Origin of the sequence: Pseudoalteromonas sp. C2R02, assembly GCF_018860845.1 — a bacterium.
Classification (GTDB): Bacteria; Pseudomonadota; Gammaproteobacteria; order Enterobacterales; family Alteromonadaceae; genus Pseudoalteromonas.
Genome location: NZ_JAHKQC010000037.1, coordinates 19,093 through 31,476, shown reverse-complemented (window position 1 = coordinate 31,476; position 12,384 = coordinate 19,093). Strand labels below are relative to the sequence as shown.

14 protein-coding genes are annotated in these 12,384 nt (G+C 32.0%); 10 read left to right on the top strand and 4 right to left on the bottom strand.

What is annotated here, in order from left to right; all coding sequences use genetic code 11:
• Positions 1 to 114 precede the first annotated feature (114 nt).
• Positions 115 to 1,305: a class I SAM-dependent methyltransferase gene (locus tag KO527_RS16600; protein ID WP_216041410.1), complete on the bottom strand. Its 1,191-nt coding sequence runs from the start codon at positions 1,303 to 1,305 to the stop codon at positions 115 to 117.
• 127 nt (positions 1,306 to 1,432) lie between these two features.
• Between KO527_RS16600 and KO527_RS16595 the strand changes: the two genes are divergently transcribed.
• The 4 genes from KO527_RS16595 (at position 1,433) to KO527_RS16580 (ending at position 4,958) form a co-directional block, all read left to right on the top strand.
• Positions 1,433 to 1,702: an acylphosphatase gene (locus KO527_RS16595; RefSeq protein ID WP_216041409.1), complete on the top strand. Its 270-nt coding sequence runs from the start codon at positions 1,433 to 1,435 to the stop codon at positions 1,700 to 1,702.
• A gap of 100 nt (positions 1,703 to 1,802) precedes the next feature.
• Complete coding sequence (locus KO527_RS16590; protein WP_216041408.1) at positions 1,803 to 2,345, top strand: YtfJ family protein; 543 nt, start codon at positions 1,803 to 1,805, stop codon at positions 2,343 to 2,345.
• Between the two features lie 119 nt (positions 2,346 to 2,464).
• Positions 2,465 to 3,433: an ABC transporter substrate-binding protein gene (locus KO527_RS16585; protein ID WP_216041407.1), complete on the top strand. Its 969-nt coding sequence runs from the start codon at positions 2,465 to 2,467 to the stop codon at positions 3,431 to 3,433.
• Positions 3,426 to 4,958: a HAMP domain-containing sensor histidine kinase gene (locus tag KO527_RS16580; protein ID WP_216041406.1), complete on the top strand. Its 1,533-nt coding sequence runs from the start codon at positions 3,426 to 3,428 to the stop codon at positions 4,956 to 4,958. Before KO527_RS16585 ends, KO527_RS16580 begins: the two co-directional genes overlap by 8 nt.
• 34 nt (positions 4,959 to 4,992) lie before the next feature.
• Here the strand turns inward: KO527_RS16580 and KO527_RS16575 are convergent, their stop codons facing one another.
• Positions 4,993 to 5,871, bottom strand: coding sequence for a LysR family transcriptional regulator (locus KO527_RS16575; RefSeq protein WP_216041405.1), 879 nt, complete (start codon positions 5,869 to 5,871; stop codon positions 4,993 to 4,995).
• Between the two features lie 99 nt (positions 5,872 to 5,970).
• Between KO527_RS16575 and KO527_RS16570 the strand changes: the two genes are divergently transcribed.
• Genes KO527_RS16570 through KO527_RS16550 form a run of 5 tightly spaced genes read left to right on the top strand, consistent with a single transcriptional unit; the run spans position 5,971 to position 10,030 of the window.
• Entirely contained in the window at positions 5,971 to 7,158 is a 1,188-nt protein-coding gene (locus KO527_RS16570; protein ID WP_216041404.1) for an MFS transporter, read from the top strand.
• An 18-nt stretch (positions 7,159 to 7,176) separates the two neighbouring features.
• Positions 7,177 to 7,716, top strand: a complete 540-nt coding sequence (locus KO527_RS16565) for a GNAT family protein (RefSeq protein WP_216041403.1) — start codon at positions 7,177 to 7,179, stop codon at positions 7,714 to 7,716.
• A 23-nt stretch (positions 7,717 to 7,739) separates the two neighbouring features.
• Positions 7,740 to 8,876 carry a hypothetical protein gene (locus KO527_RS16560; RefSeq protein WP_216041402.1) on the top strand — a complete coding sequence of 379 codons (1,137 nt, stop codon included), beginning with the start codon at positions 7,740 to 7,742 and terminating at the stop codon, positions 8,874 to 8,876.
• A 28-nt stretch (positions 8,877 to 8,904) separates the two neighbouring features.
• Entirely contained in the window at positions 8,905 to 9,282 is a 378-nt protein-coding gene (locus KO527_RS16555) for a hypothetical protein (RefSeq protein WP_216041401.1), read from the top strand.
• Position 9,283: 1 nt separating this feature from the next.
• Complete coding sequence (locus KO527_RS16550; RefSeq protein ID WP_216041400.1) at positions 9,284 to 10,030, top strand: transporter substrate-binding domain-containing protein; 747 nt, start codon at positions 9,284 to 9,286, stop codon at positions 10,028 to 10,030.
• A gap of 21 nt (positions 10,031 to 10,051) precedes the next feature.
• On the opposite strand, the gene KO527_RS16545 is transcribed toward KO527_RS16550, so the two are convergent.
• Together KO527_RS16545 and KO527_RS16540 are read right to left on the bottom strand one after the other, a co-directional pair.
• Positions 10,052 to 10,285, bottom strand: coding sequence for a hypothetical protein (locus KO527_RS16545; RefSeq protein ID WP_216041399.1), 234 nt, complete (start codon positions 10,283 to 10,285; stop codon positions 10,052 to 10,054).
• Between the two features lie 96 nt (positions 10,286 to 10,381).
• Positions 10,382 to 11,194, bottom strand: coding sequence for a 4'-phosphopantetheinyl transferase superfamily protein (locus KO527_RS16540; protein WP_216041398.1), 813 nt, complete (start codon positions 11,192 to 11,194; stop codon positions 10,382 to 10,384).
• Between the two features lie 383 nt (positions 11,195 to 11,577).
• Between KO527_RS16540 and KO527_RS16535 the strand changes: the two genes are divergently transcribed.
• On the top strand, positions 11,578 to 12,372 hold the full coding sequence (locus KO527_RS16535) for a helix-turn-helix domain-containing protein (RefSeq protein ID WP_354668633.1): 795 nt from the start codon (positions 11,578 to 11,580) through the stop codon (positions 12,370 to 12,372).
• Positions 12,373 to 12,384: the final 12 nt, after the last annotated feature.

Below are 12,384 nucleotides of genomic sequence, written 5' to 3'. Positions count from 1 at the left end.
AAAATAAGAATACAAAATTAAAAAAATACTTAGAGGGATTTATTGTATATACCTTTAAGTATTTATGTTCTGCCGCGCAGTTGCTTTTAATAAAACTGCGCAGCAGAATTATTTTTAGAAAACCTTACAGATTAAACCTTTTAAGTAAAAACCTTCAGGGTAGAATCCTGCAATTGGGTGATCCGCAGCTTGATTCAATCTTTCCATAAATAATATATCTTTGTTTGCATCTAATGCGGCATCAGCAACGACTTTTTGGAATAGGTTTTGTTCCATCAAACCTGAACAAGAGAAAGTTAATAATGTGCCACCTGGTTTTAATATTTGCATTGCAATCATATTAATATCTTTATAACCACGACATGCACCTGTTAATTGTGCTTTATTATCAGCAAATTTAGGTGGATCCATTACGATAGTATCGAATTTTTTACCATCTTCGCGGTATTGGCGTAAAAGTTTAAAAACATCTTGTTTTTCAAAATTAGCTTTATTTAAATCAAGTTCATTTAATTCAACATTACGTTTTGCTGTATCTAATGCTGGTTGTGAAACATCAACATTAGTAACACTTGAACAACCACCACGAAGCGCGTATAAACCAAAAGTACCGGTATAAGAAAAACAGTTTAAAACGTCTTTATCTTTTACAAAACGTTCTAACGCAGCACGGCTATCACGTTGATCTAAGTAGAAGCCAGTTTTATGTCCTGATTTAATGTTAACTTCAAGTTTTAAACCGTTTTCTTCAATAATTACAACCTCTGGTGGCTCTACGCCCCAAAGTACGCCGGTAATAGGCTCTAAACCTTCTTTTTTGCGCACTTCTACGTCTGAGCGCTCATAGATGTTACAGTCAGGGAAAACATTACGAAGCGCTTGTACTATCTCTCCTTTATGGCGTTCAGCTCCGGCACTTAAAAATTGACCAACTAGGTAGTTACCAAACTTATCTATTGTTACACCTGGAATAGAGTCTGATTCAGCTGCAATTAAACGAAAACCTGTTAAACCACCTTGTGCAATCGCATCTTCTCTGGCAAAAAGTGCGCGACGAATACGTTTTTCAAAAAAAGCGGTATCAATCGTTTCATTTTGGTCAAAAGTCCAAATACGCGCACGAATTTGTGAGTGCGGGCTATAAGCAGCAGTCGCTAAATAGTTACCATTTGAATCATGAATTTCGACACAATCGCCTAAACCTGGCTTACCTTTTATCTTTTTTATCCCTTTTGAAAATATCCAAGGGTGTTTGCGTTTTAAAGACTTTTCACGGCCAGCTTGTAAAAATAGGATTGACGACATATGGTTTCCAAATACTGAGACTAAAATTCAGTGTTTTATCTGCTATAAATTAAGGCGCTAATTTTAGTGTGCTATCAACAATTAATAAAGTAAAAAGCTAAATACATTAAATAATAAAAGGTAAATCATGAATAAAACGATTAAAGCAATGGTATCTGGCAAAGTTCAAGGTGTCTGGTTTAGAGCTTCTACTAAAAAAGAAGCGCAAAAACTGACTTTACATGGTTATGCGAAAAACTTAAGCAATGGCAATGTAGAAGTCATGGCAACAGGTAAACAAAAAGACGTCGAAGCACTTGTTGTTTTTTTATCTCAAGGACCTGAATCAGCAGTGGTTGAAGATTTACAGTGGCAGTGGGTTGATGAAAAAATGTTTGCACAATTTTATATTTTTTAGGGTAATTACAATTTTACAAAAACAAATATATTTAATTACATCTAATTGTTATTAAAAACTTTACTCTAATTAATATTATAGATGTATTTAAGAATAAAAAATGAAAAAATTACTTTTAGCATTATGTTGTGTGCCAAATTTATGTTTTGCTCATAACATTAAATTAAACAAAGTATTACCCCAAGTTGAAGTTAAAACCCATGGCGAGCTTTTACTTAAAGATAATGATGTTGTATACGAAAAATGGAATACAAAACAGTTACAAGGAAAAGTAAGGGTGATCCAAGCGATTGCAGGGCGAAGTGCTTCAAAAGAAATGAATGCGCCTTTAATGAAGTCAATCACAGCACAAAAATTTGATACTAAAGATTATCAAACTATAACCATAATTAATCAAGATGATGCAATGTGGGGCACGGGTGGTTTTGTAAAGTCGTCTGCCCAAGATAGTAAAAAAGAATTTAGTTGGTCATCCTTAGTATTAGATGAAAATGGTGCAGCTGCAAAAGCTTGGCAATTAAAGAAAGAAAATTCAATTATCATTATTGTAGATAAATCTTCAAAAGTAATTTTTGTTCATGAAGGTGCGTTATCCAAAGATGAAATCAAAAACGCAATATCAACGATTAAAAACACCCTTTAATTTTTCCCTTACGTTTTTAGATATTTTAAATTCATATAAATGAAGATTAAGCGCTTATTTGATATGTATTGAATAAGTGCTTTACTTAAAAAGAATCTATTCATTTTATGACTTGAAACATGATAATTAAACGTTTTATCTCTCTTCTGATTTTATTGTTATTTTGTAGTATCTGCTATGGGAAAACAAGTAAAAATAAACAACCAATTAGTATCATTATCAATGATTGGAGCAGTCAAATTGTACTGGCTCATATCACAGGCAGAGTATTAAATTCAGCTGGATATAAAACTAAATATTCATTCTCACCCATAAATGAGCAATGGGGTTCTCTTTCTCAAGGGATCGATCATGTTCAAATTGAAGTCTGGGAAGGTACGATGGCCACTATGTTTGAACGCGTAATTAAATCAGGAAATGTACTTGATGCAGGCAGCCATAAAGCAACAACAAGAGAAGAGTGGTGGTACCCTAGTTATGTCGAGCTGTTATGTCCTGGATTACCAGATTGGCGAGCATTAAAAAAATGTTCGGCTTTGTTTTCAAATGATGGGTCTAATACAGGTCGCTATATTGCAGGACCTTGGGAAAAACCAGAAGCTGCGCGCATTCGCGCATTAGGACTCAATTTTAAAATTGATACAGTTAAGAAAACTGATGATTTGTGGTCTGAACTTAAAGATGCAGTGAAACACAATAAAGCGATAGTACTATTTAATTGGAGCCCTAATTGGGTAGAAGCGGTTTATGAAGGGAAATTTGTTGAGTTTCCTGAGTATCAAAAAGAATGTGAAATAGACCCTAAATGGGGAATAAACCCTGAATTTCATTATGACTGTGGAAACCCCAAAAATGGTTATTTAAAAAAGGCTGTATGGAAAGGCTTAAAGAAAAAATGGCCATGTGCATTTAAAATTATTAAAAATATTAGTTTTGATAATCAAAGTATTTCAGCACTTGCAGCTACAGTTGATTTTAAAAAGCTTAGCTATAAAGAAGCTGCAAAGCAGTGGACTGATGAAAATAAACATATCTGGCATCAGTGGATCCCTAATACATGTAAACTAGGGAGTACATTAAATGACTGATAGTGTGTTTATAAAACAAAATTCAATCGCAACGCAATTGATCAATTATGTTTTTGCTATTTATTGTGTTGTTGCGGTTGTTATTACTATCGGACAAGTCGCAATAGAATATAAGCATACTCAAAAAGCAGTCGAAGATGAACTTAAAATAAACCAACAAATATTTGAGCCTGTTTTAAGTGCAGGGGTTTGGAATTTAGATAAGGAGCAAGTCATAAATACACTTAATGGCATGTTAGCAATCCCCATTGTTATGGGGGTTAAAATAGAACAAAATGAAGATATATTTACAGGTATAGGCATTATAAAGTCGGATACAGGTGAGGTACTAAAATTTAATGAAAATTCAGAGCTCATAGCTGTATCTGGCGCTGAATTTACCGATGTATTCTCTTATCAATTTCCAATAAATTATGTATTTAGAGGTAAATCTAGAAAAGTAGGAATCGCTACTTTATATTCAAACGCTTCTGTTATTATTCAAAGAGTACAATTTGGTGTGATATTAATTATTATCAATGCCATTATTAAAACAGTTGCCCTATGGTATCTATTTGTTTGGGTTGGCAACAAGTTATTAATCAAACCTTTATTAAAGTTAGTTCATGCCATAGAAACTGTGGATTTTGACGAGTTAGATGAATTTAAAATTAACTTAGATAATAAAAGAGAAAATGAATTAACCATTATAGAAAATGCTTTTTCAGAAATGCTTAAAAATTTAGCTGATGCTCGAATTGAAATTATTAAATCTCACCTTTTACTTGAAGATAAAGTAAAGGAGAGAACACAAGATCTATCAGCAGCGAAAAATGTAGCAGATAAAGCAAATAAGGCGAAATCAGATTTTTTATCTCGTATCAGCCATGAACTCAATACACCTTTAAATGCAATTGTCGGCGGTTCACAAGTACTACAATGTAATATGACACAAGATGATAGTGATAATTCAATTTTATTAAAACATATTAATACTGCCGGGCTGCACTTATCTATGTTAGTAAAAGATATTATGGATTTTGTATATTCAAATAAAGATGAATTTGAAGTCAACTGGCAGCAGTGCAACTTAAATGACATTATTATATCAAGTATTGTGATGGTTCAACCTTTTACTCAAGCGCAAAATATAACCATAGACTATGAACAAAAGGAGCATTTTGTTTATGCTGATCCTGGTAGAGTCCGTCAAATTTTAGTTAACTTACTAAACAATGCGATTAAATATAATAAAAAAAATGGCTTTATTGAGGTCTATACCTCAGTTAATACTGAGGGGGAAGTTGAAATGCATATTAAAGATTCTGGAATCGGCATTGATAGCGCAGATCAAGCGTTAATATTTGAGCCATTCTTAAGGTTAGACTATGCCAAAGAGAACTGTATAGATGGTATAGGAATCGGTTTATCTTTAGTAAAAAGCTTAGCAGATCGCATGCAGGCGACTGTACATGTTAATAGTAAAATAAATATAGGCTCAACTTTTACGATTGTATTTAAAGTTAAAGATCCACACGTTATATAATTTAAAGCTTTTAATTTTTAACACTTCTTAAATGTTAGACCATCTTAGATTTTAAATGATCAATAAACAGCCTGGTTTTTAATGGGGTAAACTCTGTATTAGGGTAAAATATCCATAGTTGTTTACTGGCAGATTTTATATTTGGTAATATTGGCACTAATTGATTTTTTGCTAACTCTCGTTTTATATAAGAAGGTGAAATAAATATAAGTCCCATTCCTTGTTTCGCGGCGATTAAAATTGCCTCAAGGTGATCTGTCACAAAATTGAAGTTTGTAAATTCAAAAAACTCTCCATTATCTAACTCTAAATAGCCTTGTTTTCTGTAAAAATTACTTAATATCATTTTATGATTATTCAAATCTGCTAAAGAAAGGATTGCACTGTGGTTTTCTATATATTCTGGAGAGCCAAATAAACTCATCTGATAATCAACTAATTTAGTGCCTTTATGCGCAGTAGAGTCAAATTCTTCATGCTTACGAGTTAATACTAAATCGTGCTCTAAATCAGGTAACTCTCCAGGTGTTAAAACATTAAGCTGAATTTTTACGTGAGGATAAATCGCTAAAAATGTTTCAATATGTGGCATTAAAACTGTATTGCCGACAGCTAAGGTCGCAGCTATTTTTAATACACCACTGGGATGAGAAGCTTCTTGCTGAGTATCAGTGATCATAATATTAAATTGATTTAAAAAACTTTTAGCCCGTGGAATGAAACCAATGCCTGCTTCAGTTAAATTCACTTGACGTGTGGTTCTAATAAATAAGCTTAAACCAAGCTCTTTTTCTAGCCAATCAATTCTTTTACTAACAGCTGATGGTGTTACTTCTATTGCTTGTGCGGCTTTAGTAAAACTTTTATGTTCTACTAAAGCGCAAAAACTTTTAGTCGCAGTTAACCAATCCATAGATTCATTCCAGTTAAGAAGTAATGTTTTGCCTATTACAGCATTTTTATTCCTATAGTTAAATAATATAGTGGTACTTTAATTTTAAGGAGAAAGCATGTGCCGCTAGTTTTAGCTATTTTATTTTTATCTTGCTCACAATTAGCGAGCCAAATATTTTTACCGGCTATGCCGGATATCGCTTTATCACTGAATATCACAAAAAGCCAATTGCAACAAATTATGATGTATTACTTTATATGTCTTGGCGTATCTCAATTAGTTGTAGGCCCATTATGTGATTATTTGGGAAATAGAGCTGTTTTTTTATTTTGCCAAATATTATTTATATTGGGTAGTTTGACCGCAGGTTTTGCTCATAATGAAGTAATGTTTGCGCTCGGAAGAATATTACAAGGTCTAGGAGCGGCAGCGCCTTTATTGATCAGCAGAACAATATTGGCTTCAAGCCTTGAAGGTAAAACATTAAAAAGTGCGACAGCAAGTTTATCGATAGCGGCGAGTTTAGTTGCAGTGATTGCTCCTTGGTTTGGTGGTGTAATAGCCACACAATTCAATTGGCAAATTCTTTTTTTAGTCGTTACTGTATATTTTTTATCTATTTGGTTTATTGGTTTTTTCTTTTTATCTAATAACAAAGCAATAGCTGTTACACAAAAATTGAAGTTTTTAGCTATGTTTAATGAGTATAAGAATTTAATTATACAATCAAAGTTTTTGAGTATAGCGGCATTTAAATGGGTACCCACTTTTTTGTATTTAACCTCACAAATCTATTATCCATTTGAGTTACAAGAAAAATTTAATTTGTCTGCTGCCCAATATGGTACAGCTATGATGATCCCAACATTAGGCTTAGTATTAGGCACTGTTTTGGCAAAAATATTACAAAAGAAACTTTCATTTAAAATTATGTTACTTATGTTTTGGCCTCTTATTTTCCTCTCAGGGCTAACACTATATGTTTTGCCATTTTCACTATTTTCAAGTTTGTTTAGCTATAGTTTATTAATGATTGCATTTGGTACATATTATCCATGTTGTATCCATTTAATCGTAACTTCGTTTAAACAATCTGCCGCAACTGCAAGTGCTTTAGTTGGCGCGATTGAATTATTGTGTTTTTCATTATTAGCTATGTTGATGTGCACATATTTGATCACAAGTTATGTTGCTTTGTCACTTTTATACTTAGTTTCATCTCTTGTGCTTTTATTTAGTTGGTTTGTGATGAATACAAAGGTAAACCTTAGCCAAAAAAATACAACGTTAAACGTCGTTTCATAACTAAAATAGGATTTAAATATGATACTTATAGAAACACCAAGATTAATAATTCGTTGTATGAGAATGAGTGATTTATCCGATAGTTTTGAGCACAGAAGTTGTGCTGATGTAAATAAATTTATAACTGAACCACTTACATATGAGCAAACAATAATAAGGTTAGAACAAGCCGTGCAGCCTTGGTATGCCAATGAAAATGAAAAGCTTGGTCTTGCCATAGAGCTTAAAAAAGAGAAAAAGTTAATTGGTGAGCTAATGTTTAAATATACAATTTTAGCGAGCGGTATTGGAGAAGTTGGTTATCGTTTAAATAATAAGTATCAAAAATGTGGATATGCATTTGAAGCTGTTCATGCTTTATATACGCATTTATTTCAAGAAATGAATGTGCATAAACTAACGGCTCAGTGCTTAGCTGACAATAATGCTTCTTGGAAGTTAATGGAAAAACTGGGTATGAAAAAAGAAGGTATTCTTCGAGAACACTATAAAATATCTGAAAACTGGTTTGATGGTTATTGTTATGGCATATTAAATAAAGAGTTTAATTTTCAATAGTGAGTGTTTCAATAGGTGCTTAATTGAACATCAAAAAGATAATTTTATTGTGTTTTACATTGCTTTTGTTAATCATGGTTTGGTTATCGCTCAAGCAAGATAATCTAATTTATATTCAACAAGTAAACCCGACTAATACTTTGACAAGTGATTCAGTTGTATCTGCTGACACAATCCAAGAGATTGTAAAAGATGGAAGTGCAGAAGTCACTTTAGCCGATAAACAGCAAGACTATATTCTTGAATGTAGCCCAAAAACAAAAGAAATTGATTTAACCCAATATGCAGATCAAAGTATAGGAGAAATTAATAGCAAATTAAAAAACTCTGGCAGTAGTTTTGATTTATTAGCTTATAATTTAATGCAAGACTTTAAAGTCTCAAAAACGAATAGTCAAAAACAAGCTCAAATAAATTTTGATTGGTTATTAGAGTATTCACAAAGTAATGGGTTTAATAACCTTGTGTTATTTAGTTTATTACAAGCTTGTGCTGCTAATATTAAATTACTAGGATGTGACGAAGTAGAAATAAAAGCAAAATCTACATTAGTCGAAAATGCAGCTATGTGGCAAGTAATCGCCAGTAAATATATAAAACAAGGAAATGAAAAAGAAGCAATAAATGCAATAAAAAATGCTGAAAAATCTACTTTTTATACTAATTATAATTTTGAATTTGAAGATTTGTATCGTGAAAGTTTACTCGCAAATGGTTTTGCTAACGACTATAACCAATCAATTATATTAGCAAAAGGCTATTCAATGGCTCGGCCAGTGACAGGTTTGAATGATATATATAAATCGTGTAAAGATAATCTAAACACGATGAAAACTGCTTGTTTAGATATGGCTTTAGTGATGAAAGCTAAAAGCACTAGTACTTTGATCAGTGTTGTTGGCGCTAATTTATTAAAAGAAATATTTAAAGTTAGTAATAATGTTGATGAAATCCAAAAATTGGATAAATATATTAAAGAAATTTATCCTGAAAATAATGAAAGACAATTAAAAATATCTAGTTTGATGACATATGATGAATCACTAACGATTAATTTTATTGAAAATTGGCGTAACCATGGAGAGATAATTGCTAATAAAATGCTGATCCAAGAGGCTATCGATAAATCTAGAGATCCAAGTTATAACCCATGTATTTAAAAATTTTATCAATGAAATAGAGCTAAAAATGAAACAAGACTTTAGACAAGCTAAATATTTAAATGAAAGCGGCTCAAAAAAAGGCAACTGGTTTTTAAATCGTTTAGATTATTTTGAGTTTCATCAATATCCGGGATATAAAAAGCATTTGATTGGCAGTTTTGCTTTGTTTATTTTTTCAATCGTAATGATAATAGAGCTAATGCTTAACCATTTTTTTATTTCTTTGGTCTTTTGCTATTTGGCTTATTTTTCTTGCCTCACCTTAATCATTTTAAAACGTAAGATATGCAAGCTTAACGGCTATACTTTATATCCAAGTAAGATTATTCAGTTTTTTAGGCATAGAGAAAAACAAATTAATTTGAAAGACTTCGATTCGTCAGCAACGATAAACAGACAATAAAATGAAAATATTACTTATTCTTTTATCAATTTTTTACATAAACGCTGCTTTGGCTAAAGACTTTAAAGTGGGCGTAGAAAATATAAATTATTACCCGCATTATGATTTCACTGATGGGAAAAAGTCAGGATATATATATGAGCTTTTAGAGCTATTTTCCGTTAAGAATAATCATAAGTTTACTTATGTGGTTTTACCTATAAAAAGATTAAGAAAAAAATTATTAGAAACGAATCAAATTGATTTTATGTACCCCGATAACCCAATTTGGGAGAAATATCTGAATTCTGTTGATAACAAGATATATAGTGATGCGATCATTACAGCAGTTGGGGGTACTTTGGTTAGGAAAGAAAATTTAGGGAAAGGTGTTTATAGTGTAAAGTCACTTAGTGCTCCCCACGGATTTACATCTACAGAATGGCTTAAAATTAAAAAACAACGAAGCTTAAAAATTTTGGCAGTACAAGATGCTCAATCAGCATTAGATGTGATAATAAAAGACAGAGTTGATGCTGCTGATGTTGAATTTAATGTCGCTCAACATTTACTTAAAGCTATGGGTAAGCAAAATGAAGTGAAATTAGATCCGAGCTTACCTTACATAGATATTTCTTTTAAATTGTCTACAAAAAATCATATCAGCATTATTAATGAATTTAATGTATTTTTAAGCGAAAATAAACAATCAATAGATGCATTAAAAAAGAAGTATCAGTTAATTGAATCTATTAACGAAATTTTATAAATACTGAGGTTATAGTTTAAGTTATTGCTTGATATTTTTATCAATCTTTAAGTTAGGTAAATTAGTTGTAGCCATAGTCAATAATACAATTGCTGATGTAAAACAAAAAAAAGCAGTTGCTGCAACATTCGATTTAAATACAATAGAGACACTTTCCCCTTTAAATAGTAACCAAACTGTACTACAAGCAGCACCGATAAAAAATAAAATCGAAAATACATAAGATACTTTTTGTAATCGCGTTTTTTGATACATGTTTTTCCCTTGCATGTTTATAGTGGGTATAACTATAAAGGAGGATATTTTTTAATTATTGATATCACGCATGTTTTAATCATAAATAATTAGCTTTTATATTGAGAAAATGGCTGTTTCTTTATAACTTTTTAATGGCACGCTATTAAAAAACCTTATTTTATAATTAATGTGCTGATTATTTTGTTTCGCTCTTACTGATAGTGCGATTCTATGCGACTCATTAGGATAAATTAACCAGCTTTGCCATATCTCTGGCATATCCTTCCTATGCGTGGCAAAGCTTAGTTTTATATTGTTATTAAGCTGACTGCTTTGTGATTGTGCGATATCAAAACTGAAATCAGCTAATGGAATAGATAAACCTAATCCCCATGCTTTTATATATGATTCTTTTAATGTCCAATAATCAAAAAATCGACTGCGCTGTTTATTCTCAGGTAACGAAAATAATTCTGCAACTTCACTTGGTGAAAAAAAACGCTCGGCGATAAGGTGTGGGTCTGTGTTTCTATTAATATTTTCTACATCACAACCAATATCATCATTAAGCATTACAGCGCAAATAATCAATTTGTCTGTATGACTAATGTTAAACCTCAGTGGAATAGGGGGATTGATGATCTCTGGTTTATCTTTTTTACCTTTACTAAAGCGCCAATCACTTGGTTTTACATTTGCATAATATGAGAGCAAGTCTCTAACAAAAGCACGGGTGATCAGAGCACTATGTTTATCTTTTTCAAAACGATATCTTTGTTGTTTATTTGTTTCATCTTCAGTTAATAATTTTTTATATTGTTTGAGTAAATTGTCAGATGTAATTTGTGTTGGATCGATTGACCAAAGGTGAATTTCATTATCAATTAGTTTTAACTTTGAAGATATTGCTTTATTTTTATTATTCATAAAGTATCACTATATTGTATCGGTTTAAAACTAAAGGTTTATATGGCTATTAAATTCAGAGTTTAACATGATGAAGCAGGAACTATGAGGATTAATTGTATGGCATGTTACTAAATTAAGCTAAAACAATAGAGTTTAGATTCTACACTCTAATTTTGAGGCGTTTACTTCTTACTGAAAACTATTATTTACAGCAAGTTTGTTTTACATCATAAATTCAAGTATCGGGAGATTGTACTGGGTTTGAAACCTGTGTATATTAGCGCGATTAAGTTTTATCTTATGTCGTTTTTTAAAGTAATTACTTTAAAAATGAATAATGGAAATGATTAATCAAATTAATTTTGATTAACTTTATCAAGCGATAACATGGAACGCTTTTAATAATGACAAAACAACATGCCAATGCGACAACAACGCTAGAAATGCGTGCATTTATCCATGAATCTGATTTACCTACCGCTGTTTTGGCGCGTTTACTTAAAATATCTGAATCTACCGTTCGTAAATGGCGCAAGCGCGACACTGTAGATGATGAATCTCATACACCAAAACAACTCAATACCACTTTAAGCCCCGCACAAGAATATGTAGTGGTTGAGCTCAGAACCCGACTTCTGCTTTCACTAGATGAATTACTGGCAGTAAGTAAAGAGTTCATCAATGTGAAAACATCAAGAGCAGGGTTACAGAGATGTTTAAAGCGCCACGGTGTTTCAAGATTGGCAGATATGGATCAAAGTGGGGAAGCAACTGATGCTGATAGCCCAGACCATGCAGCCATTCAAGTCCCGATACAGAATTTAGAAGAAAAGAATATTGTTTTATCTGATGTATCTCCAGAAGCGATGCGTGAAGTGTTAAATCAAACACAATCTTTATCTGAAGATGAAGTTGTGCAAGTTAAGGTAACACAATTACCTGAGTTTGATGATGAAACAACAAAACGCCGTTTGTTAATTGCAAATGATCCCGCATCGGGATGGGTTTATGTAGATATTTATGATGGTGATGAAAAAGCCGCCGCCAGCCGTTATATGAGTCATGTACTAACTAAAGCCCCATTTCATATCCGCCGCATTTTGGCTGGGAACTATACCGAATTTTTAAGTCGTTTTCGTATGTTAGATGCAGAATTAGATTCTGATACTGATACACCAAACGCAACCGAATCTTAATTGGAGTAATAA

Coding starts and splice junctions, on each gene's coding strand:
- KO527_RS16600 (WP_216041410.1), bottom strand. CDS start 1,305: ATGTCGTCAATCCTATTTTTACAAGCTGGCCGTGAAAAGTCTTTAAAA.
- KO527_RS16595 (WP_216041409.1), top strand. CDS start 1,433: ATGAATAAAACGATTAAAGCAATGGTATCTGGCAAAGTTCAAGGTGTC.
- KO527_RS16590 (WP_216041408.1), top strand. CDS start 1,803: ATGAAAAAATTACTTTTAGCATTATGTTGTGTGCCAAATTTATGTTTT.
- KO527_RS16585 (WP_216041407.1), top strand. CDS start 2,465: ATGATAATTAAACGTTTTATCTCTCTTCTGATTTTATTGTTATTTTGT.
- KO527_RS16580 (WP_216041406.1), top strand. CDS start 3,426: ATGACTGATAGTGTGTTTATAAAACAAAATTCAATCGCAACGCAATTG.
- KO527_RS16575 (WP_216041405.1), bottom strand. CDS start 5,871: ATGGATTGGTTAACTGCGACTAAAAGTTTTTGCGCTTTAGTAGAACAT.
- KO527_RS16565 (WP_216041403.1), top strand. CDS start 7,177: ATGATACTTATAGAAACACCAAGATTAATAATTCGTTGTATGAGAATG.
- KO527_RS16555 (WP_216041401.1), top strand. CDS start 8,905: ATGAAACAAGACTTTAGACAAGCTAAATATTTAAATGAAAGCGGCTCA.
- KO527_RS16550 (WP_216041400.1), top strand. CDS start 9,284: ATGAAAATATTACTTATTCTTTTATCAATTTTTTACATAAACGCTGCT.
- KO527_RS16545 (WP_216041399.1), bottom strand. CDS start 10,285: ATGTATCAAAAAACGCGATTACAAAAAGTATCTTATGTATTTTCGATT.
- KO527_RS16540 (WP_216041398.1), bottom strand. CDS start 11,194: ATGAATAATAAAAATAAAGCAATATCTTCAAAGTTAAAACTAATTGAT.